General features: G+C 69.9%; 17 protein-coding genes. 5 read left to right on the plus strand and 12 right to left on the minus strand.

Features of this window, described 5'->3' with window-relative positions; all coding sequences use genetic code 11:
- Positions 1-5 precede the first annotated feature (5 nt).
- From ACWGJY_RS13835 to ACWGJY_RS13850, 4 genes are all read left to right on the plus strand, one after another.
- Complete coding sequence (locus ACWGJY_RS13835) at positions 6-1,253, plus strand: citrate/2-methylcitrate synthase (RefSeq protein WP_453261007.1); 1,248 nt, start codon at positions 6-8, stop codon at positions 1,251-1,253.
- A gap of 192 nt (positions 1,254-1,445) precedes the next feature.
- Positions 1,446-2,444, plus strand: a complete 999-nt coding sequence (locus ACWGJY_RS13840; RefSeq protein WP_453261008.1) for a sucrase ferredoxin — start codon at positions 1,446-1,448, stop codon at positions 2,442-2,444.
- 1,119 nt (positions 2,445-3,563) lie between these two features.
- A complete protein-coding gene (locus tag ACWGJY_RS13845) occupies positions 3,564-5,219 on the plus strand; it encodes a sensor histidine kinase (protein WP_453261067.1) in 1,656 nt (551 codons plus the stop codon).
- Positions 5,216-5,890 (plus strand): DUF7342 family protein, encoded by a 675-nt coding sequence (locus tag ACWGJY_RS13850; RefSeq protein ID WP_453261009.1) that lies wholly within the window; start codon positions 5,216-5,218, stop codon positions 5,888-5,890. Before ACWGJY_RS13845 ends, ACWGJY_RS13850 begins: the two co-directional genes overlap by 4 nt.
- Before the next feature lie 160 nt (positions 5,891-6,050).
- On the opposite strand, the gene ACWGJY_RS13855 is transcribed toward ACWGJY_RS13850, so the two are convergent.
- The 6 genes from ACWGJY_RS13855 to ACWGJY_RS13880 all read right to left on the minus strand — a co-directional run bounded on the left by ACWGJY_RS13855 (position 6,051) and on the right by ACWGJY_RS13880 (position 12,895).
- Positions 6,051-7,655 carry a solute symporter family protein gene (locus ACWGJY_RS13855; protein WP_453261010.1) on the minus strand — a complete coding sequence of 535 codons (1,605 nt, stop codon included), beginning with the start codon at positions 7,653-7,655 and terminating at the stop codon, positions 6,051-6,053.
- Positions 7,652-8,152, minus strand: a complete 501-nt coding sequence (locus ACWGJY_RS13860; protein WP_453261011.1) for a DUF485 domain-containing protein — start codon at positions 8,150-8,152, stop codon at positions 7,652-7,654. The genes ACWGJY_RS13855 and ACWGJY_RS13860 overlap by 4 nt, the downstream gene beginning before the upstream one ends.
- Positions 8,153-8,260: 108 nt before the next feature.
- Positions 8,261-8,935, minus strand: a complete 675-nt coding sequence (locus ACWGJY_RS13865; RefSeq protein WP_453261012.1) for a response regulator transcription factor — start codon at positions 8,933-8,935, stop codon at positions 8,261-8,263.
- Complete coding sequence (locus tag ACWGJY_RS13870) at positions 8,932-10,098, minus strand: sensor histidine kinase (protein WP_453261013.1); 1,167 nt, start codon at positions 10,096-10,098, stop codon at positions 8,932-8,934. Before ACWGJY_RS13870 ends, ACWGJY_RS13865 begins: the two co-directional genes overlap by 4 nt.
- A gap of 31 nt (positions 10,099-10,129) precedes the next feature.
- Entirely contained in the window at positions 10,130-10,618 is a 489-nt protein-coding gene (locus ACWGJY_RS13875; protein WP_453261014.1) for a DUF1453 domain-containing protein, read from the minus strand.
- 156 nt (positions 10,619-10,774) lie between these two features.
- Entirely contained in the window at positions 10,775-12,895 is a 2,121-nt protein-coding gene (locus tag ACWGJY_RS13880; protein WP_453261015.1) for a DNA gyrase/topoisomerase IV subunit B, read from the minus strand.
- Positions 12,896-13,341: 446 nt separating this feature from the next.
- Here ACWGJY_RS13880 and ACWGJY_RS13885 point away from each other — a divergent pair, with 446 nt between their 5' ends.
- On the plus strand, positions 13,342-13,572 hold the full coding sequence (locus ACWGJY_RS13885; protein WP_003981845.1) for a DUF7455 domain-containing protein: 231 nt from the start codon (positions 13,342-13,344) through the stop codon (positions 13,570-13,572).
- 122 nt (positions 13,573-13,694) lie between these two features.
- Here ACWGJY_RS13885 and ACWGJY_RS13890 read toward each other — a convergent pair whose 3' ends face one another.
- The 6 genes from ACWGJY_RS13890 to ACWGJY_RS13915 all read right to left on the minus strand — a co-directional run bounded on the left by ACWGJY_RS13890 (position 13,695) and on the right by ACWGJY_RS13915 (position 23,111).
- The gene (locus tag ACWGJY_RS13890) at positions 13,695-14,504 is read right to left on the minus strand and encodes a serine protease (protein ID WP_453261016.1); all 810 of its coding nucleotides are present in this window, start codon (positions 14,502-14,504) and stop codon (positions 13,695-13,697) included.
- Positions 14,505-14,641: 137 nt separating this feature from the next.
- A complete protein-coding gene (locus ACWGJY_RS13895; protein WP_453261017.1) occupies positions 14,642-16,201 on the minus strand; it encodes an RNA polymerase sigma factor in 1,560 nt (519 codons plus the stop codon).
- 397 nt (positions 16,202-16,598) lie between these two features.
- Entirely contained in the window at positions 16,599-17,606 is a 1,008-nt protein-coding gene (locus ACWGJY_RS13900) for a FadR/GntR family transcriptional regulator (protein ID WP_453261018.1), read from the minus strand.
- An 813-nt stretch (positions 17,607-18,419) separates the two neighbouring features.
- Positions 18,420-19,184, minus strand: coding sequence for an NUDIX hydrolase (locus ACWGJY_RS13905; RefSeq protein WP_453261019.1), 765 nt, complete (start codon positions 19,182-19,184; stop codon positions 18,420-18,422).
- A gap of 49 nt (positions 19,185-19,233) precedes the next feature.
- Positions 19,234-21,237 carry a glycogen debranching N-terminal domain-containing protein gene (locus tag ACWGJY_RS13910; protein WP_453261068.1) on the minus strand — a complete coding sequence of 668 codons (2,004 nt, stop codon included), beginning with the start codon at positions 21,235-21,237 and terminating at the stop codon, positions 19,234-19,236.
- A 215-nt stretch (positions 21,238-21,452) separates the two neighbouring features.
- Positions 21,453-23,111 carry a DUF4192 family protein gene (locus ACWGJY_RS13915; protein ID WP_453261020.1) on the minus strand — a complete coding sequence of 553 codons (1,659 nt, stop codon included), beginning with the start codon at positions 23,109-23,111 and terminating at the stop codon, positions 21,453-21,455.
- Positions 23,112-23,170 lie beyond the last annotated feature (59 nt).

Consider the following 23,170-nt stretch of genomic DNA (forward strand, 5'->3'; position numbering starts at 1 on the left):
ATCTCATGGCGGATCGAGACACGACGCAGGACACGGGCGGGCAGCGACTGAGCACCCGGGAGGCAGCCGACCGGCTGGGCGTGAAGCCGGAGACGGTGTACGCGTATGTCAGCCGCGGCCAGTTGACCAGCCGCCGTGAGCCGGGGGCCCGCGGCAGCACCTTCGACGTGAAGGAGATCGACGCGCTCGCCCGCCGCACCGGCCGCCGCGAATCACCCGCCTCCGGCACCGAGACGGCGGTCCGTACAGGCATCACGCTGATCGACGGCAACCACTGTTACTTCCGCGGCGTCGACACATCGGAACTCGCCGCCCACTACAGCTACGAGGAAGTCGCCGAGTGGCTGTGGACCGGTGAAATGCGCCCCGGCATCCACTTCACAGCACCCCAGGACGCGCTGTCGGCCGCCCGCCGTGCCGTACAGGCGCTGCCGGCACACACCGGGCCGATGGACCAGCTACGGGTCATCTTGATCGCCGCGGCGGCCGCCGACCCACTCCGCTTCGATCTGTCCGAGGACACCGTCGTCGGCACCGCCCGCAGCCTCATCCCGACCCTTGTCGACGCCTTGCCCTCACACGCCCCGAACCAGTCCGCCGCCGGCTCCCTCGCCACACGACTCTGGCCACGGCTGACCTCGGAACCGGCCGACGCCGCGGCACTCCGCGTCCTGGAAGCCGCGCTGGTCCTGCTCATCGACCACGACCTCGCCGCCTCGACCTTCGCGGTACGGGTCGCCGCCTCTGCCCGCGCCCATCCATACGCGATCATCTCGGCCGGCTTCGGAGCACTGGACGGTGTACTGCACGGCGCGGCCAGCGGACTCGCCCACCGGATGCTGCTGGAGGTCCTGGACCGGGACAGCGCGGCTGCCGTTGTCGCCGACCACCTGCGAGCCGGCCGCCGGGTACCGGGCCTGGGCCATCGCCTCTACCCGGACGAGGACCCACGGGCCCGCGCCTTGTTCCGGCTCCTGGAAGACGTACCGCGGGCCCGCCCCGCCCTGCAGGCCGCCCGTCAAATGATCGCCACCACGGCCCGGCACACCGAACTGCACGCCAACGTCGACCTGGCGCTGGCCGTACTGACCGTCTCGACGGGAATGCCGGCTGAGGCAGGCGAAACAATCTTCGCCATTGCCCGCACGGCCGGGTGGATCGCCCACGCCCTGGAGGAATACGCCGAACACCCCCTCCGCATGCGCCCCAGCGGCCACTACTACGGCCCCCGCCCACCACAGCCACTGCCGTAACAGAAGATGCTGCGGGAACGTCGACTCGGAGCCAGAACCCGGCAACAGCATCGCCGTTGCGGCCTGCCATTGCGCCGCCACACCTCACACGAAGGGGCGCTCACCGTCACCGCAGGGCGTTTCGCACGCCGCCGCCCCTCCGGACACCCACCCGGGATCCGACACGGAGCAGATGAGGTTAGGCTCACCTATGTGAGTACCTGCGCCACCACTTCCCGTGAATCGGCCGAATCTCTCGCCGGGACCGCGGCCCTTGCCCGGACCTGGCTGCTCATCGAGCAGACGGGGCCCTGGGGCACCCACGCGCTGACGGACAGTCACCTTGACCCTGATGTCGGCCGGGCCTTGGAAGCCGCCGCCGAGGGGACGGGCGTTCGCATCGCCCTGATCCGTCGGCCGGGACGCCATGCCGACCGTCACGGCGCTTCCCGGCGCCGGCTGTTCCTCGCGCACACCGCGCCGGGGCGCTCCTGGATCCGTACGACCACCGTGACCGATCCTCAAGCGGCCCTCGGACTGAACTTCGCAGCCCTGGGGACGGGAGAGCATGACGGCCTCTGGGAGCCGTACATCGGTGAACCGCTGGCCCTTGTGTGCACCAACGGCAAGCGGGACCGCTGCTGCGCCCTGCTCGGCCGCCCGCTCGCCGCCGAGCTCGCCGCCGCCGGAACCGAGGCCTGGGAGGTCACCCACATCGGCGGCCACCGCTTCTCCCCCACGCTTTTCGTCCTTCCCTACGGCTACGCCTACGGACGAGCCTCGGCCCCCCTGGTCAAGGAGGCCGTGGAGGCGGCGCGCGACGGGCGGATCACGGTCGACCACACCCGTGGCCGCTCGGCCTGGGAGCGGCCGGGGCAGGCCGCCGACCTCGCGGTCCGTGAGCTGATCGGGGAGGACCTGGCGGACGCACTCGACGTCGTACGGACCGACACGATGTGGCCCGAACCGAAGGCGGCCGACAGCGTGGCACCCCATCGCGCGGCCATTTCGGGCAGCTCCCCCGCCTGGGCGGTCACCGTCGCGCACTCCGACGGCCGCATCTGGCGGGTCATCGTCGAACAGCGGGCCGACGGTGCTGCGGCGCCCGCCAGCTGTGGTGCGCCGCTCGGTCCACCGGCGCGTATGGCGGTTGCCTCCATCAGCGCGGCGAGCAGTATGCCCTACAGGTTCTCCCACGCCACCGGCAGTTGACTCGGAGAGCTCCCCCGCACGCTCGCCACGGGCTGCCCGAGCGTCCGCTTCCGCCTCAGGAGGCAAATGCGGGATCTTGTCCATGCCGGGTGGAGGACCATCCGGAAGCCGACGGCCGGTCCGGCCGCATGACGCCGCTCCTGTCGCACGAACGTCGCCTGCCGTCGGGCAGCTGCGCCAAGACCATGTGAGACGGCAGGCAAAACGCACCGACCAGGTGCGTCGAGTCCGTGCGCCCGCCGTCCTTCGGCCAAGCAGCACGCCACCCGTCTTCTTCCACTCCTTGCGCCACGTCCCTTGCCCCTCCCCCGTCGACCGCACGACCGCTCCCTTCCGCGCGCCCTTCGCACGCCTCGACCTGCCCGTCGGCCCTCACGCCATCGCGAGACCGGCCCATGTCTTCGCCGAAATAGGCTATCCGCGCGCAATCCGCAACCGAAAGGCCTGTGGATAACTCCTCCAGGCGCTCCCCGCCCCGGAGACACCCGCCTGACCTGCGCCTTCGCCACTGGAACTTGCAGCCGACCGCCAGTCGGCGAGACAACGGCGACGCCCGAAGCCTCGCCCCCCTCCCGCTGCGGGGAGTGCATGGATGATGGATGAACGGAGTGCCACGATCCCTGAGCGTGACGGATCGACGAGGCCGGCCGTGAGACGCGCGTCTTCCTCCTGACGGTAAGCGTGCCGTGGCGTGGGCAGTCGTGATGGTGTGGGCGCTTTGTGTGTTCGCCGCCGGCCAGACGACAGCAGGAAGCCACACGCTCCGGTCCGCGATCGGGCGAAGTCACGTTCGAGTCGCCGTCCGGGCACTCTCCGAATTCGCTCCGTCAGGGATTACCGGCCCGCCCATACCCACGCCTACTGTTCGTTCGTATGGGCGAGAAGGAAGCGTCGGCTCCGCGCCCGAGCGCCGCAAAGCCCTCGGGTTCTGTGCCGCTTCCCCACACCGCGACGGCCGTCCGCACGCCCACCGGCAAGCCGGACAGCGGTGCGCACACGACCGGCGGTCAGGCGATTCCCGGCACCACAGCCCCGGCCGAACACGGACAGGCTTCCTACGCACCGCGCCGCACGAGGCTGCGGCTGGGCTGGCCGCGACGCGTGTTCTCCCAGGTGCTGATGGTGCAGCTGGCCATCGCCACCGGTGTCACGGCTCTGGCAACCGGCCTGTTCCTCGCCCCGCTCAGTGCCCAGCTCGACGATCAGGCGATGCGCCGCGCTCTCGCCATCGCGCAGACCACCGCGGCCGAGTCGCGGCTCGACAACGCCCTGGAATCCTCCCGCCCGACGCGCCACGGCCCCGTGCAGAACAAGGCGGAGCGGATTCGCGCCGCTACCGGCGCCGAGTACGTAGTGATCATGGACAAGCGGGGGGTGCGCTGGTCGCACACCGACCCGGCCGAGATCGGACGCCACGTCTCGACCGACCCGAGCGTGGCACTCTCCGGCAAGGAGGTGATGCAGATCGACGAGGGCACCCTCGGACGGTCCGCACGCGGCAAGGTCCCGCTCCGTGACGAGGACGGCAAGGTCGTCGGCGCCGTCTCCGTCGGTATCGCGTACGAGAGCGTGCAAGAACGACTGCTGTCCACCGTTCCCCAGCTGCTGGCCTACGGAGGCGGGGCGCTCGCCGTGGGCGCTCTCGCCGCCTATCTCGTTGCCCGCCGGCTCCAGCGCCGCACTCATGACCTGGCGTTCTCCGACATCTCTGCGCTTCTCGTCGAGCGGGAGGCAATGCTGCACGGTATCCGCGAAGGGTTTCTCGCGCTCGACCAGAACGGGCGCATCCGCCTGATGAACGACGAGGCACAGCGCCTCCTGGACCTTCGCGCCGAGGACACCGGCCGACCCCTGGAAGTGGCCCTGCCGCCCGGCCGCACGACCGACGTTCTGGCCGGCCGCGTTTCGGGGGCGGACCTCGTGACCGTCAGCGGGCACCGGGTCCTGGTGGCGAACCGTATGCCGACCGACGACGGGGGTGCCGTGGTCACCCTGCGCGACCGGACCGAACTGGAGCGGTTGGGTCGCGAACTGGATGGTACCCGCGGCCTCATCGATGCCCTCCGCGCCCAGGACCACGAGCACGCCAACCGGCTGCACATCCTTCTCGGCCTGCTTGAACTCGGTCTGCACGAGGAGGCCGTGGAGTTCGTGACGCAGGCCGTGGGAATTCATCGCGCGACCGCCGAGCAGGTCACCGAGCGAATCCACGATCCGCTGCTGGCCGCCCTCCTGGTGGGCAAGGCCACCGTCGCCACCGAACGCGGTGTCTCCCTCAGCATCTCCCCCGCCACCCATCTGCCCGACCGCCTGGTCGACCCGCACACCCTGGTCACCATCCTCGGCAACCTCGTCGACAACGCTCTGGACGCCACGTCGGGCGAGCGCGACGCGCAAATGGAGGCGGAGGTCCGTGCCGACGGCCGGACCGCTGTCGTCCGCGTCAGCGACAACGGACCGGGCGTACCCGAGGAACGGCACGCAGAGATCTTCACCGAGGGTTGGACGACCAAGGAGCCGCCGGCTCACGGACAGCGCGGCATCGGCCTGCCACTGGTACGGCGCCTCGCCGAGCGCTACGGAGGCAGCGTCGAGGTCGGCGAGCGCTTCGGTGGCGGTGCGGTGTTCACCGTGACGGTCCCCGACGCGCTGTCCGATCAGCTCTCCGCGACGCGTGACACAACCCCTCAGGGAACAAACTCGGGCACGCTTCCCACCGGACGGGCCGAGGCACGAACTTCCCGGCCCGAAGGCGCCACGGAGGCCGGCCGATGATCGACGTACTGGTCGTGGACGACGATGTGCACGTCGCGAAGATCAATGCGGCATATGTAGCCAAGGTCGAGGGCTTCCGTGTCAGTTGCCTCGCGCACACCACGGCGCAGGCCCTTGCAGCCCTTGAGACGCACCCCGTCGATCTGATCCTTCTGGACCACTACCTCCCTGACAGAACGGGTCTCCAACTGGTCGGCGACCTCCGGCAGCGTGGCCTTCTCACCGACGTGATCATGGTGACGGCAGCTCGCGATATCGCCACCGTGCAGGCCGCGATGCGTCACGGTGCGCTGCAGTACCTGGTAAAGCCGTTCACCTTCGCGGGCCTGCGCGCCAAGTTGGTGGGTTACGCGGCGCTGCACCGTACATTTGCAGGCGGTGGGCAGGCCGAACAGTCCGAAGTGGACCGGATCTTCGGGGCGTTGGGAGCCGCCAACGCAGGCCCCGCCGAGTTGCCGAAGGGACACTCCACCGCCACCGCCGACCGTGTGCGCACGGTCCTGCGCTCCGCGGACGCCCCGCTGTCGGCGCAGGACGTCGCCCTCCAGGCGGGAGTGAGCCGGCAGACAGCTCAGCGCTACCTCAAGTTCCTGGAACGCACCGGTCGGGTGCGCCTCACCCTCAAATACGGCGAGACAGGCCGCCCCGAGCACCGCTACGAGTGGGCTTAGTCAGGAGAACGAACCCGCGGCACGCGGACGCCGACGGGCACGAGAACGCGACACACGGATGGCGCGGCAGCCACGCACTTCACGGCTGCCGCGCCCGGCCACGACCGGTCCCCGCTCCAGGTGCGGTGTCGGCCCGCTCCTGATCCGGCAGGCAGAGGCCCTAAGCCGCCCCCGCCCCGGTAAGCGCCCGCACCTCCGTCTCCGCATGCCGGGCCCTGTCGGCTGCCTCCGGGGAGAGCACCGTTCCCAGCCAGCCCATCAGGAAGCCCAGTGGGATCGATACGACACCGGGGTTGTCGAGCGGGAAGAGAGCGAAGTCCATTCCGGGGAAGAGTGACTCGGAGCTGCCGGAGACCACCGGAGAGAGGACGACCAGGGTGACCGCCGGAATCAGACCGCCGTATACGGACCACACCGCGCCCCGGGTCGTGAAGCGCCCCCAGAAGAGCGTGTACAGCAGGACCGGCAGGTTGGCCGATGCGGCAACGGCGAAGGCCAGGCCCACCAGGAAGGCTACGTTCAGATCCTGGGCGAGCAGGGCGAGACCGATGGAGACCGCGCCGACGGCCACCGCCGCGACGCGCGCCACGGCGACCTCGGCATGCTGGGTGTCCTGCGCCGTACCGCGCGGGCGCCGTAGCGAGGCATAGAGATCGTGGGCGACGGAGGCCGACGAGGCGAGAGTGATGCCGGCGACCACGGCCAGGATGGTGGCGAACGCGACGGCGGCCACCACGGCGAACAGCACCGTGCCACCGGTCGAACCGACGCCGCCTCCCAGGTCGAGGGCCAGCAGCGGGACTGCGGTGTTGCCTGCCGTATTGGACTTGCGGACGGCATCGCTGCCGAGCACTGCCGCGGCGCCGAAGCCGAGCACGATGGTCATCAGGTAGAAGCCACCGATCAGGCCGATGGACCAGACGACGGAGCGACGGGCGGAGCGCGCCGTCGGGACAGTGTAGAAGCGGGAGAGGATGTGCGGCAGCCCGGCCGTCCCCAGGACGAGCGCGATGCCGAGGCTGATGAAGTCCAGCCGCGAGGTCCAGTCGTCGCCGTATTTGAGGCCGGGCGCGAGGAAGTCAGGGCCGTGGCCACTGCGTTCGGCGGCAGTGTTCAGCAGTGTGTTGAAGTCACCGTGGAAGCGGACCAGTACCAGGACGGTCAGGGCGATGGCGCCTCCCATGAGGAGTACCGCCTTGATGATCTGGATCCAGGTCGTGGCCCGCATCCCGCCGAAGGCGACGTAGACCACCATCAGGGCACCGACCCCGACCACCATCCAGGTACGGGCCTGCTGGCCCGCGCCGCCCAAGAGCAGGGCGACCAGGCTGCCGGCACCGACCATCTGTGCCACCAGGTAGAGCACGGACACGGTGACAGAGGCCGTGCCGGCCGCGATACGGACGGGGCGTTCCCTCATCCGTGCGGCAACGACATCGGCGAGGGTGAACCGTCCGCAGTTGCGGACCAGTTCGGCGACGAGGAAGAGGACGACGAGCCAGGCGACGAGGAAGCCGACCGAATACAACAGGCCGTCGTAGCCGAAGAGGGCGATCAGCCCGGAGATGCCGAGGAAGGATGCGGCGGACATGTAGTCACCCGCGATGGCGAAACCGTTCTCCATGGGAGAGAAGAGCCTCCCGCCCGCGTAGAACTCCTCGGCGGAGCCGTGCCTGCGGCGACTCACCCAGGTGGTGATCGCCAGGGTGACGGCAATGAACACGCTGAACAGGACCAGTGCGAGGGTCTGGTGGTCGTCGGTCACCGGCTGTTCCCTCCGGTGAGTTCCTGGGTTTCCCATCGGATGTCGAGCGCCGCGCTGTCCCTGCGCAGCCGGGCGTGACGCGCGTACGCCCAGGTGAGCACGAAGGTCGTGGCGAACTGGCCGAGTCCGGCGAGCATCGCGACGTTCAGGGCGCCGGCGACGCGGTGGGCCATGAGACCGGGCACGGCAGTAGCCGCGATCACATAGGCGAGGTACCAGGCCAGGAAGACTGCCGTGCCGGGAAGGACGAACCTCCGGTAGCGGCGACGCACCTCCTGGAAAGCCGCGCTTCGTTGCACTGCCAGATAGACCTCGTCGTACGGCGTCGACCGCTGTCCCGATACCGGCGCCGGAACGGGTGACTGCTTGTGGCCCCACTCGCCCGTTGTCTGCGCCGCGTCCAGCTCGCCCCACCCGGAGGCGAGAGCGTCGTACCAGGGGTCGTCGAGCCGTACGCCCCCTGGCTCACCGGCCGAACGGCCGTCCTGCTTGTCCACCGAACTCTCCTTGGTGCACGGGTCTGTTGTCCGTGCGACCCAAGGGTGGACAGAAAGGAAGATCCTGGACTCTTCATTCCGAACCCTTCACCCCATCAGGTGATGGGGCTATCCGGGCGGCTGCGCGAGGCCGTGGCGGTACGCGTAATGGATGGCCTGCGCCCGGTCCCGTAGCCCCGCTTTGGCGAAGAGATTGTTGATATGTGTCTTCACGGTCGCGGTGGAGACATGCAGCGTGCGCGCGATCTCCGGGTTGGACTGGCCTTCGGCGACCAGCCGCAGTACCTCCACCTCGCGGGCCGTCAGGCCGTCCGGGGGCTCGTCCGGCGGTTGCGGCACGGGCCGTACGGGCTCCGTGAAGCGCTCCAGCAGTCGGCGCTGGACCTTGGGTGACAGACCGGCATCGCCCGAGAGCACATCGTCAATGGCGCGGACGATTTCATCGCCGTCCGCGTCCTTGGTCAGGTAGCCGCGGGCACCGGCCTGCAGAGCGGGGAAGAGCGAGTCGTCGTCCGCATAGGTGGTGAGCACGACGACCTGGGTACCGGGGTGCTCGGCGCGGATACGCCGGGTGGCCTCGACGCCGTCACAGCGTGGCATCCGCAGGTCCATCAGCACGACGTCGGGGGTGAGTTCGCCGACAAGACGGACCGCGTCCGCGCCGTCCGCGGCCGATCCCACGACCTCGATACCGGGCAGCAGCCCCAGTAGCATCACGATTCCCTCGCGCACCACCGTCTGGTCATCGGCGACCACGACCCGTGTCACTGTGCGTGCCGTCATGCAGGCACCCGCAGCCGCACCACGAATCCCTCCCCGTCCGGGCCGGAATCCAGCGTTCCGCCGAGAAGTTCGGCGCGCTCCCGCATCCCGAGCAGACCGTACCCGGAGCCACTGCTCGCGAGCTCGCCGGGCTTGCCGCGACCACCGGAGTCTCGTACCTCAAGCCCTACGTCGTCCCGCGCGTACTCCAGCCGGACTCTCACTTGGGCACCCGGCGCGTGCTTGCGCACGTTCGTCAGTGCCTCTTGAGCCACCCTACGGACCGCGAGGCCCGCCTCGGCCGGCAAAGCCCGGCCCTCACCGGTCACTTCCAGCTGAACGCCCTGGGCAGCCGTCAGACGGCACAGGAAGTCCTCGACCGGGATCATCTCCCCACGCAGCGCGGAAAGCGCCTCACGGGTGCCGTCCAGCCCTTCACGGGCCATCCCCCGGCACGCCACCACCCGGTCCAGGAGCTGATCGCGGTCGGCCTCGAGGTCGGTGCTGCGCTGGATCAGCAGCCGGGCCGCCTCCAGGTGCACCAGTTGGGCGCTGAGGCTGTGGGCGAGGACGTCGTGGATCTCTCGGGCGATCCGCCCGCGTTCGTTGAGCGCCGACGATTCGGCCTCCGCCTTGCGGGCCGCCCGTTCCTGGGCCAGCAGCCGCTGGGCGTTGCCGCGCGCCTCGGCGTCCAGCCGTACGACATAGCCCGCCAGTGCCAGTCCCATGACGGTCGCGGCAGTCGCCATCCAGTTGTCGTGGCTCACCACCGCATACGCACCGAGGGCGGCAGCGGAGCACGGCACCGCGACACCCAGCGGAAGCCGCTCCATGGCGGCAATGGCACAGGCACACCACAGGACGATGGCGGGCGCCCGCGCCCCGGCGAACTCGAAGCCGAAAGCCGCGGCCTCCAGTACAGCGAACAGCACGAGGGACGGCCAGAGACAGCGGTCCAGCGTCATACGGAGGAAGCCACGGAACGCCAGGATGGAGGCAGCCATACCGACGCATGCGGCCACCAGCCCCCAGCCGGCGAATCCCGGCCCTCTCAGCGTGGTCCACACCAGAACGGCGATCACCACAACACGCACCGCCCGGCCGATCCACATCCGGGTGACGCTGATGCCCTCACGGGACAGCGACTCCCGCAGGGGCCAGCTCGTCCAGGTGTTCAGCGGCACGTGCGGTCCTTCCGATGGCGCGCGCGAGGCTTCAGCCCGCGACAGGGACACGGTACGTCGGCTGCACGACCCGGGCGCGCCAGGTGGTGACACCGGCACGGGTCAGTAGCATCGCGGCCACGGAGAGCATGGTGGCCGCGCTGCCCTGGTGGATGCCCAGGAACGCGGCAATGCCCATGAGGCCCAACCGGAGCGCCATACCGCAGAGCCACACCCCGGCCGCCGCCCAGCTTCCCTTGGTCCATACCGCGCCGTCCGTGTCCGTCCAGATGCGCGTCGTCCAGGCCCAGCCGGCACCGCAGGCCAGCCCGATCAGGATCTCGACGCCGAGCAGAACAGCGGACGCCATGTGGTGCCCGGGGTCCAGGAGGCCGGGCTGCCGCACCGCCATGACCGTCAGGACGACCGGTATCAGCCACCGCTTCTTGCCCTCCGAGGTGACGCGCTGCGCCTGGAACTGCCGGACGAACACCCATGCAACCGCCGCGGTGATCACAACGATGTTGAGCAAGCCGCTCATGACCTGGCCCTCCGTGGGACGGTGAATTCGACCTTCCCGACGCTACGGAGCGTTGCCGGCGGCCGGATCGGAGCCAGGGTGGGGACCGGGTGGAAATGGCGACGGGTGCCTCTCCACCCAGGGGTGGAGAGGCACCCGTCCGAAGCGGTGGCCGGCTCAGGTGTCGATGCGCGAACGGTCCAGAGTGGACGCCGAGTTGGTGATGAACTCCTTACGGGGGGCGACTTCGTTGCCCATGAGGAGGTCGAAGGCCTTCTCCGCCGATTCGAGATCGCTGATGTTGATGCGGCGCAGGGTGCGGTGGCGCGGGTCCATGGTCGTCTCGGCGAGTTGGTCGGCGTCCATTTCACCCAGGCCCTTGTAGCGCTGGATGCTGTCCTTGTACCGGACCTTCTTGCGCTGGAGCTCGAGCAGTGTCTGGCGCAGCTCGTTGTCCGAGTAGGTGTAGATGTACTTGTCCTGGCCCTTTTTGGGGTTGATCAGTTCGACGCGGTGCAGCGGCGGGACGGCGGAGAAGACCCGGCCCTGCTCGACCATGGGCCGCATGTAGCGCTGGAAGAGCGTCAGTAGCAGGCAGCGGATGTGGGCGCCGTCGACATCCGCGTCCGCCAGGAAGATGACCTTGCCGTAGCGAGCGGCGTCGATGTCGAAGGTACGGCCGGATCCGGCCCCTATGACCTGGATGATGGCGCCGCACTCGGCATTCTTGAGCATGTCCGAAACCGATGACTTCTGGACATTCAGAATCTTGCCGCGGATCGGCAGCAGTGCCTGGAATTCCGAATTCCGGGCCAGTTTTGCGGTACCGAGCGCCGAGTCACCCTCGACGATGAAGAGTTCGCTGCGGTCGACGTCGTCGCTGCGGCAGTCCGCGAGCTTGGCCGGCAGCGAGGAGGACTCCAGCGCCGTCTTCCGTCGCTGGGCCTCCTTGTGCTGACGGGCGGCGATACGCGTACGAGCAGCGGCGACGATCTTCTCCATGACGGCGCGCGCCTGCTGCTTGTCGTCCCGCTTCGTGGAGGTCAGGAACGCCTTGAGTTCCTTGCTGACCACCTGGGCGACGATCCGCGAGGCGGCGGAGGTTCCGAGCACCTCCTTGGTCTGGCCCTCGAACTGCGGCTCCGCAAGTCGTACGGTCACGACGGCGGTGAGGCCCTCCATGGCGTCGTCCTTGACGACGTCGTCCTCGGCGACACGAAGCAGCTTGCTCGATCGCAGTACCTCATTGACGGTCTTGGCGACCGACCGCTCGAAGCCGGAGATGTGGGTGCCGCCCTTGGGCGTCGCGATGATGTTGACGAACGACTTGACCGTCGCGTCGTAGCCGGTGCCCCAGCGCAACGCGATGTCGACGCCCAGGTCCCGGGTGACCTCGGTCGGCGTCATGTGGCCTCGGTCGTCGAGGACCGGCACGGTCTCCTTGAAGGTGCCCTGGCCGGTCAGCCGGAGCACGTCACAGACGGCCTTGTCCTGTGCGAGGTACTCGCAGAATTCGCTGATGCCGCCGTCGTAGCGGAACATCTCTTCTGTCTTGCCGGCACCGTCGGTGCCCCGCTCATCGCGGACGACGAGGGTCAGGCCAGGCACGAGGAAGGCCGTCTGGCGGGCGCGGGCGTACAGCGTCTCCAGGGAGAGCTTGGCGTCCTTGAGGAAGATCTGCCGGTCGGCCCAGTAGCGCACCCGGGTGCCGGTCTTCGTCTTGGCGATCCGCTTGCCCTTGAGCAGGCCGTTACCCGGGTCGAAGGGGGCATCGGGGCCCGATTCGGTGAAGATGCCCGGGACGCCGCGGCGGAAGCTGATCGAGTGCGTCTTGCTGCTGCGGTCCACCTCGACGTCGAGCCGGGCGGAGAGGGCGTTCACGACCGAGGCGCCGACGCCATGCAGACCGCCGGAGGCCGCGTACGAGCCGCCGCCGAACTTTCCGCCGGCGTGCAGCTTGGTCATCACGACCTCGACGCCGCTGAGGCCGGTCTTGGGCTCGACGTCCACGGGGATACCGCGGCCGTTGTCCCTGACCTCCACCGACCCGTCGTCGTGGAGGATCACCTCGATGTGGTCGCAGTAGCCGCCCAGAGCCTCGTCGACAGAGTTGTCGATGATCTCCCACAGGCAGTGCATCAGACCGCGACTGTCCGTCGAGCCGATGTACATACCGGGGCGCTTCCGGACGGCCTCGAGCCCCTCGAGGACGAGCAGATGCCGCGCGGTGTAGTTGGAACCGTCCCGGTCTGCCCCGGTCAGCACTGCGGTGGACGGCACGGACATCTCGGCGGTCACGCGGTTCGCTCCTCGCTGAATTTCTGGCAGTCCGCATTCCGCGGACTCGGTTGTGGCGGTGTCGCCCGTCAGAGGGTACCGAGGCCTGGTAGAGCCGATGTGACGCCACCCGTAAGCATGCCCATGGTAGTAGAATTTCGCTCGTACGTTCGATCCCTCGATGGGGTGATGTCCGAGTGACGTGCACATCACGTTCCCTTCGAGGCATGAACCATTTAGGCTCCGGGCACGTCCTCATCAACAACCGGCAAGCCAGCCGGGAGGACGACAGATCCAACAACCAACGTGAATCAGACCACCACGCAATACGGCTCATTCGCCGCCACCCGGCAGCACCCGGCCCCCTCGGAGAATTTTTTCGAGGAAAAGGCACGAGCGGGAACGTTTTCGGCCTGGTTGGATGTTGACCCTGGTACGACAGCTCGTCGAGCTAGAGAAGAGGCGACGTGACTACTGTTCTGACACCCGCGAGCCCGCTGACGGCCGCTGACCGCTGCGACCGCTGCGGCGCCCAGGCATACCTGCGCGTCGTCCTGATGTCCGGCGGAGAACTGCTCTTCTGCGCCCACCACGGTCGCAAGTTCGAGCCAGAACTCAAGAAGATCGCCGCGGAAATACAGGACGAGACGGAGCGGCTGACCGCTTCTCCGGCGTCCGCGTCCGATGAGGAACGCTGACACTTCGCATCCACGACGAGCGAGCAGCGGCCCAGCGCCGTATCGCGGGCGGTTCCCCGACACCACTGGGGACACCGCCCGCACTCGTACGCCCACACACGCCTGTCAGCCGTCCGCGCAGCTCAGCGGGCCCCATGTGCGGACACCGCCGGGAGAAGCGCCGAGGCGCGCGTATAGACCCCAGGACTGCCGGGCTGACCGCAGCCGGTCCCCCATGACACCAGGCCGACCAGTCGTCCGCGGACGACCAGCGGCCCGCCGCTGTCCCCCTGGCAGGCGTCCCTGCCACCGTCCGGCTCCCCCGCGCACAGCATCGTCCGCGCCTTGTACCTACCTTCGGCGCTCCCCGGATAGGCGCGCGCGCAGACCGCATCGGGCAGCACATTGACGTGCGCCGCCCGCAGCCGTGACGCGTAGCTTCCGCCGCCCGTGGTGTCCCCCCAGCCGTAGACCGTGGCCGCATTGCCGGCCCGGTAGGCGCCGTCCCGCCGTCGCGCCATCGGGAGGGGCCGGTTCGGAACTGGCTTGGCCAGCGTGAGGACGGCCATGTCACCGTCGTTCGTGTAGCTGTTGTACCGCGGGTTGACCCAGATCTTGGCGGGCTTGAGCTCCTGGCCACCGCCACCGCTGAGCTTGTCGCGTCCGACGACGATCCTCAGATCCCGTACCTGCCGCCAGGGAACGCCCAGCACCTCCTTGCTCAGGCAGTGCGCCGCCGTGACCACCGTCGAGTGCCCGACGAGCACACCGCCGCAGAACTGTCCGGAGCGCTGGGCACCGAAGCGCTCGTGGGAAGCCAGCGCCACCGCCCAGGGGCTCTGCGCAAGCGGTGCGGGCTTTCCGCCGATCACCGACTCGTCCGCAGCCGCCGACGCCGGCAGCGCGAGGATCAGCGCGAGGGCTCCGAGGGCAGCATGTGCGGTCGGACGCATTCGGACTCCTGACTCTGAGGCAGTACTCGCACACCCAGGGTGACCCAAACGGCGGCCCGGCGCACCCCGGAACAGGCACGAGCCCGGCCCCTCCAGCTAGGAGTGACCGGGCTCGTGGCGCAATTCAGGCGGTTGGACTAGTCGAGGTAGTCGCGCAGCACCTGGGAGCGCGACGGGTGACGCAGCTTCGACATCGTCTTCGACTCGATCTGGCGGATCCGCTCACGCGTGACGCCGTAGACCTTGCCGATCTCGTCCAGCGTCTTGGGCTGACCGTCGGTGAGGCCGAAGCGCATGGACACGACGCCGGCCTCACGCTCGGAGAGGGTGTCCAGCACCGAGTGCAGCTGCTCCTGCAGAAGCGTGAAGCTGACCGCGTCGGCCGGGACGACCGCCTCGGAGTCCTCGATGAGGTCACCGAACTCGCTGTCGCCGTCCTCGCCCAGCGGGGTGTGCAGCGAAATCGGCTCGCGACCGTACTTCTGGACCTCGATGACCTTTTCGGGGGTCATGTCGAGTTCCTTGGCCAGCTCCTCCGGGGTGGGCTCGCGGCCCAGGTCCTGGAGCATCTGGCGCTGGACGCGCGCGAGCTTGTTGATGACCTCGACCATGTGGACGGGGATGCGGATCGTACGGGCCTGGTCGGCCATGGCGCGGGTGATGGCCTGGCGGATCCACCACGTGGCATAGGTCGAGAACTTGTAGCCCTTGGTGTAGTCGAACTTCTCGACCGCACGGATCAGACCGAGATTGCCCTCCTGGATCAGGTCCAGGAAGAGCATGCCGCGGCCCGTGTACCGCTTGGCCAGGGAGACGACCAGACGGAGGTTGGCCTCCAGCAGGTGGTTCTTCGCCCGGCGGCCGTCCTCGGCAATGATCTCCAGTTCGCGCTTGAGCTTCGGTGCGAGCTTGTCGGAGTTCGCCAGCTTGTCCTCGGCGAACAGGCCCGCCTCGATGCGCTTGGCGAGCTCCACCTCCTGCTCTGCGTTGAGGAGCGGGACCTTACCGATCTGCTTGAGGTAGTCCTTGACCGGGTCGGCGGTGGCACCGGCCGCGGCGACCTGCTGTGCAGGCGCGTCGTCCTCGTCGTCGTCGGACAGGACGAAACCGGCGTTCTCCGCGCCCTCGGCGGCCTCGGGGGCATCGCCCTTGCCGGGCGCCGGGGTCTCCTCGGTCGCCTCGTCGTCGAGCAGCTCGTCGACGTCCTTCTTGGACGCGCTCTTCTTTGCGGTGGCCTTCTTGGCCGTGGTCTTCTTCGCGACCGTCTTCTTGGCGGTCGCCTTCTTCGCCGCCGCCTTCTTTGCAGGCGCGGACTCGGACTCACCGGCCGAGGGGTCCGCCACAGGGGCGGCGGCCGCGGCGGCGGTGGTCTTCTTGACCGTGGCGGTCTTCGCCGCGACGGTTTTGGTGGCGGTGCGCTTCGCCGGACTCTTCGCTGCGACGCTCTTGCGGGTGCGCTTGGGCGCCTCTGCGGCACTGACCATCAGCGTCACACCCTCCTCGTCGAGGATCTGGTTGAGGCTGCGCAGAACGTTCTTCCACTGGGTTGGCGGAATCTGGTCAGCCTCGAAGGCCCGACGCACGTCATCGCCGGCGATCTGCCCATCTGCCTTTCCCCGCTCGATGAGCGCCATCACAGACTCGGACTCGGCGATCTCCGGCGGGAGCGTACGGGATGTGCTGGCCGACACGAACAACCTCTCGGAACGATGGAAACGGCTTCCGACCCCGTCCAGTGTGGATCGGAGCCGACGACCGCCGGTGGGGATGGACCGACGGCGCAGGGGCAACCGGGGAGTTGAACAGCGTCACGAACGCCGCTCGTATTCCCTCCTCGGCTATCACCTCTTAAGTCATCGCGCTTCCCTGAAGAGCGTTACGTCCAATCTGCGTGGCCCGAGTCACACCCCATAACGACCCATTCCCAGTCATATGACATGCAACCCTCCCAAGACCTCTCGCCGGATCCGGTCGACGACCCGGATCCGGCGATATTTCTGCGCCTCGCCGCGTACGGCGTGCCCTGCCCGAGGGGTGCACAGGGCACGGGGGCCGCGCGGCGCCTACGGTCCGTACACGGTCGGGTGCGGGCCTTCAGTGCTCGCGGGGGGCGGGGACGACGTGGTCCACGGGCGTCCCGGAGCCCTGACCGACGACCTCGCCGTGGGCGGCGAGGAGCTGGCGCATCGCGGATTCGGCCGCCGTGGCGTCGCCGGAACCGATGGCGTCGACGACCCGCATGTGCTGGCCCACGGACGTCTCGACCGGTCGCTCGCAGCCGCCGGCCGTGCCGCCGGAGACATGGAGGGCCGCGGAGACGATTCCCGAGAGGTGCTCGAGCATGCGGTTGCCGGCGAGCTGCAGCAGCAGCGAGTGGAACTCGGCGTCGGCGCGGGAGAAGGTCATGGTGTCGCCCTGAGCGGCGGAGTGACCCATGATCTCGACCATGTCGGCCAGCCGCTGCTGGATGTCCTCACGGCTGTGTCCGGCGGCGAGCCGGGCGGCAAGGGGCTCGATCGTCCAGCGCAGCTCACAGAGCTCACGGCGCTGGTCGTCACGCTGGGGCCCGTAAGCCCGCCATTCGATGATGTCGGGGTCGAGGAGGTTCCAGTCGCTTACCGGGCGCACTCGGGTGCCCACGTTCGGACGAGCGCTGACGAGGCCCTTGGCCTCGAGGACTCGCAGCGACTCACGGACGACGGTGCGGGAGACCTCGAAGCGCTGGCCGATCTCCTCGGGGACGAGCGGGCGGTCGGCGCCGAGATCGCCGGAGACGATCATCTGGCCGAGCTGCTGGACGAGTTGGCCGTGCAGGCCGCGGCCGCGGCTGCCGGCCGCGCGGCGGCCGACCCGGCCGATGTCCGCCTCGGGGCCGTCCCAGACCTGCGAAACGCGCTCGGCACGGTCGTGGCCGGCTGCGTTGTTGGCGTTCGCGGCGTTGGTGGCGTTGGCGTTGGCGTAGGGGTAGCGGTCAAGCTCGCCCGGACCTGCGAGGCCGGTGTCGCCGGGGCGAGCCGCGGTCATCATGGTGTGCGCAAGGGTACTCACGCATCTTTTGTCGGCGACACCCTGAACACCCTTGAGGTCTTTGGTGAAAAGCACACGAAAGGGTGATCGCCCCCCATCCCCGAATTGACGCTTTATCGGAAAGAAATGCGCTCTCCATGGCGAGTTGTGGACAGCACTCACAACAACGGGACGCAAAAATATACGCCTTACTCGGTCAGGAGATGATTCCGGGTGGCGTAGCAGACGCGTATCCGCAGACCAGGCAGGGCAAGGGCAACTTCACTGCAGCGTCTACGGGTTGGCCCGTGCAGCACATCACGAACAGATGCTTCTTGGTCGATTCCGAACGGGCACTTGACGTGGCCACCAGGACGGCAGATGACACCGCGGCCAAAGGGTGGCGGCAGGACTCGCCGGCAATCCTGCTGCGCGGGAACGGAATGCATCCGCGGTCAATAGTCCCCCGGAACACCGGCACCCAGCGGCCTGCCCAACTGGCAGGCGGGAAGAGGGCATTCGACACGGTCGAATGGCGGTCCGCCACGAAAGCGGCCCCGGAGAGGGGCGAGAGGGCAGGGGCGATCGGGTCGCGGGGCCGCGCAGACAGCACGGACCGGGCCTGCCGGCCGCCGGCAGGCCGGCATCACGGGCGAGCGGCGCCGCACAACCGTGAGCATCGACGGCACCGGATGCGGGCCGCGGGGACCGCAGGACGGACCGGCGGTGCAAGGCGTCGCACCCCTGGCGGGGCGTGAGGCCGGTCGGAAGCTGCAACGGACACGAAGGGACTCACCCGGCGACAGTACCGCGATATGTCCTATTTTCCCGTAATTGCCAAATTTTGATGGCTCGTCGTGCCACTGCGCGTGAGCTTCAGCCCCGGGGTGCAGTGGGGTCTGCCCGGCCTCAGACCTCGGGGCGCAGCATCGGCGGGTTGAGCAGCGTCGCTCCGCCGGCTCGGAAGAGTTGTGCGGGGCGGCCGCCCTGACGCGTCGTCGTGCCGCCCGTGGGCACCAGGAACCCCGGGGTACCGGTCACCTTGCGGTGGAAGTTGCGGGGATCCAGGGCGACTCCCCAGACCGCTTCGTAGACGCGGCGCAGCTCGCCCACGGTGAATTCCGGTGGGCAGAAGGCCGTGGCGAGCGAGGAGTATTCGATCTTCGAGCGGGCACGCTCCATGCCGTCGGCGAGGATCCGTGCGTGGTCGAAGGCCAGCGGGGCCGCCAGTTCGCCCTCGCGGGTGAGAGTGTCGTCCTGCTCCAGGAGAGTTTCCACGGGGGCCCAGCGCGCGCTGTGGGCGTCGCCGCCGGGCGTGGGCGCGGGCAGATCGGGGGCGAGTACGAGGTGCGCGACGCTGACGACCCGCATCCGAGGGTCCCGCTGGGGGTCGCCGTACGTGGCGAGCTGTTCGAGATGGGCACCGTACGCAGGGAGCGTGCCTGCCGGGGACTGGGCGTGCAGACCGGTCTCCTCCGCGAGCTCCCGGGCTGCCGCTTCCTCGAGATCCTCATCGGCCCGGACGAATCCACCGGGCAGGGCCCAGCGGCCCTGGAACGGCGGCTCACCGCGACGCACGGCCAGCGCGCACAGGGCGTGGCGGCGCACGGTGAGCACGACCAGGTCGACAGTGACGGCGAAGGGCGGGAAGGCCGACGGGTCGTAGGGAGGCATGGGCGTGATCATAGTCGTCCGCTTGACGATAAACAGGCCCCGGAGCACCTCACGAGCCCAGTTGCAGGCCTTCCGCCGCCGTCTCCACCATCCCCATCCCGAGTCTGCTGATCCGTACGGCGAACGACTGCTCGGCGACACTGAGGCCGGTGAGCTGCATCGCGCCGAGCGGGGCGGTGGCGAGGGGCCGCACGGACACCGTCCCGGCGGGGACGTCGGGGCGCAGGCCCGCGAGCGCGACGAGTATGTGCACCGCACCGCCCGCCGCCATGGCGGCGGGACGGCAGGCCGCCGGGTGCGGTACCGGGGCGCCGCCGGTGGTGCGCTGCTCGCCGGCGTACATCTCGGGGAGGCGGTACCCGAAGCTTTCCGCGGCGTCGAGGACGCCTTCCGCAAGGGCGCCGGCTGCCCGCTCATGGCCGGCCGCGGCGAGACCGGCGACGGCGATCGCCGTTTCGTGGACGCGGACCGCGCCGCTGCGGTGGCCGAACGGGTTGTAGCCGCTCTCCTTGGCACTCAGCCCGCGCAGGCCCCACCCGGAGTCCATGGCCGGACCGCCCAGCAGTCCCGCCAGCTGGTCGGTCTGTACCGCGTCGAGCAGCCCGGGGGCCCATACGCCGCCACCGAGCAGTCCGGTGTCGAGGAGATGGGCGGTGGTGGAAGCCAGGTACGGGACGGGCCGGCCGTCGGCAGCGAGCAGGGCGGCGGGGCGGCCGCCCGCGGGGTCCTCCAGCCAGAAGTCCGTACGGAACCGAGTGCGCAGTTGGGCGGCCCAGTCCCGTAGCGCCGCCGCGTCGGACGATCCGGAGGCATCGAGGAGTTCGGCGCCCAGGAGGGCGGCGCGATGGGCATGGGCCTGGGTCTCACAGCGGTACGGCCCGCCGGGAACGGGATCGGGGACGTAGCCGCCACGGACGCCGCCCGGTGGGTCGGTGATCCTCCTCAGCCATGTCAGACAGCGCTCCGCGGCGGGCAGCAGTCGCTCCGTCTCCTGCTCCGGCAGCCCCCAGCGGCGGGCTTCTGCGAGCACGGCGGGGAACAGAAGGGTCGCCTCGATGCCGGCGCAGCTGGGCGGGGAGTGGGGCCCGGCGTCCCGGAGAGCGCCGGGAATTCGGCCGAAATCCGCCCCTGGCGCGGCTTGTTGGCTACGGGCGAGCACGCGCAGGGTGCCCGCGGTGAGCTTTGTGCCCAAGGGCAGCAGCATCCGGGCGGCCCACAGCGCCTCGACCGGCGCAAGGCCGCAACGCCAGGGGAATCCGCCGGCGACATACATGTCCGTAGTGGCGGCCGGGTCCCGCACCACCAAGCCATGGAGGTCATCGAGGCTGCCCGCCATGAGGGCGTCGGCCCGGCGGTCGTCGCACTCCAGCCGGGCCGCTGTCCAGGGGCGCGGCGGCCGGTCACTGCGTGTCCGCGGGGCGGGCGTCCCCGTGCGCGGGCCGGGGATGCGGACGTCCAGCGGACGACGGTGATGCCCCGAGGGGCCGCCCTGGCCGCCGGACTCGTATTCCAGTCCGGCGCGCAGTTCGATGGTGCGATGGCCGCCGGGTGGCAGGTCGATTTCCCAGCGCAGCAAGCCCGCCGAGGCCAGGACGTCCTCGGGCGAGGGCGTCGCGGACACCACCGCGTGCACACCGGTCCCGGACCAGCGCAGCCCGGAGCCGTGAACAACGGCCCGGAGCCAGGGGCCGGGGAGTCCGACGGCAACGGCGCCGAGCTCCGCGAGGTCCGTGCCCAGCCGGATCTCGACGGGCAGACGGGCCGGCCGTGCGGCACTGCTGCGGAAGGTGATCCGCTCGGTGCCGTCGGCGGACCGCAGCCGCTCCATGCGGATCTCCGGGTCCGGCCCGTGCTCTCCGGCCCTGCGGATCGTCCCGATGAACCGGGCCCGGTCAGCACCGGTCAACCGCCCCTGGACGACGAGTGGTTCGTGGCCCGCGACCTCCAGTTCGCAGCGGGACAGGACCCGTCGGCCGTCGCGGTAGAAGCCGTCCATGCCACGGCCGTTGAGCTGCCCCGATGCCGGGGACACGGCGAGGGCCGGGAGGGCCACGCAGACGAGTGAGGAGTGGACGGGTTGGGGCTGCGGGGCCCGGGACGGCGCCGGGCGCCGCTCTCCGGGCAGCCGCCGGACCGGCTGAGTGGTGGGGACGATGCCTGGCACGCTCTGCGCTCCCTGGTGAGGTCGGGGCTCCGTACGGGCTGCTCCACTCAGGTGAACGGTGCGGACGGCGCCCAGGTCACGCCGGCCCCGCAGCGACGGCACGGTCACCGTCGGCTCCGGTCGCCGTCCCGCCCGGTGCGGCGCCTGCCGCGTCCGTCGGTCGTACGGGTGCCGGGGCCGGTGCCGCCGCGTGGTCCGCGGGGCCGGCCGGCCGGTCCGGGGCGGGTCGGCCCGGGGCGTTTCGAGGGCTGCCCTGTCCCCTTGGCGGCGGGTGTGGGGGAGCCCGGCCCGGCGGCGTCCACCGCCTCTCGGTGCTGCTCACGCAGGCAGCGGCGCAGTGGCTCCGGGTCGAGGCCTTCGTTGATGGCGCGGTGCAGGAGCTGGGCGAAGGTGTAATCGGGGTCGATGGCCAAGGCGCGGCTGAGGGCGACGCGCGCCGAGGGTCCGTCCTCGGTGGACCAGCAGACCCAGCCGGCGAGGGTGAGCGGCGCCACCGCGTGTTCGGCATACCCGCCGGCGCAGCGGCGGGCGAGGGCGCGCCAGAGCCGAAGGGCCGGCGCGGCAGCAGAGCCGTCCATCCACTCCGCCGCCCGGTCACGGGTGACCCGGTCCTGGAGACCGAGGATGAGGTCGGCGGACTCGGCATCGGTGATCAGCGCGTCGTCGCAGGCGTCCCTGGCCCGGTTGCTGCCCGAGGGGGTGTCCTGGCGGAAGCGGTGGATCATTGCGAGGGCCAGGTCGAGGGTGTCCCGGCGGACTACCTCCGCGCCGTCCCGCCGGAGCATGCGTGGCACCAGCGCGCCGGCGGCCGCGTCCAGCGCCTTCTCCTGCTCCGCGGCCCGCGGCCCGGTGCGGGGTGTGAGCCTGGCCTCCATCTCCTTGAGCGAGCCACGCACCTGCATTCCCGCGTAGGCGGCGGCCGCGGCCATCACGGACGTGCCCGGCAGGACCATGGGGGTGCCCTCCGCGGGGCAGCACCGGAAGTCGGGGCAGCAGTAGGACCAGAAGCGGCCGTTGGAGAGGCACAGGGCTTCCAGGACCGGTACGTCCAGCGCGCCGCAGGCGATGCGCAGGCGTTGGGCGAACGGGCGGAGGCGGTCCTTGACGTCCTTGCCGCTCTCGCCCGCCGCCGGCTCCTGGCAGAGGTAGACGATGATCGCCGATGGCCGGGCGTCACGCTCCTGGCCTGCGGAGATCAGACACTCGGCGAGCTGGTCGGCGACATCGGGCCACTGCGCGGTGTCGGACGGGATGCCGAGCCTGACCCGGCCACCGAAGCGTCCGCGCTCGCCGTTCAGCGCAACCATCACCACGCTGTCATCCGGATAGAAACCCATGAGATACGGAAGGGCGTCGGCGAGCTCGGCCGGGCTGCGCAGGGTGACCTGGGCTTCGGCGGGCCGGTCCTCGGCCGCGTCGAAAGGGGCGGAGGCATGGGAGGGGCGGGACGGGGTCGAGGAGCCGGTGAGGTTGGTCGGGCCTGGGGAGACAGCGGGGTCGCAGGAGGTGGAGGGGTGAGTGGTTTCGTCAGCGCCGGGCGGGCTGGAAAAGCCTGCCGGGTCGGCGGGGCCGGCGGGTGACGTGGGGCCGGAGGGGCCGGAAGTGCTGGGCGGGTCGGCGGGGGCCGGTGGCTTCGGCGCGCGGGGAGGGCGAGAAGGGTTCGAGGGCCGTGCGGTGGAGGGGGTGGCGGACGTGGGGGTGGCGGACGTGGGGGTGGAGTGGCTGTCGTCGGTGCGCTTGCTCGGTTCGCTGTGCGGATTCATGGCTCGAAGATCCCGCGGCCGGCCGCTGCTCCGCGACCCCTGTGGATAACTTGAGGGCG

The sequence above is a fragment of the Streptomyces sp. NPDC054765 genome, from assembly GCF_053612065.1.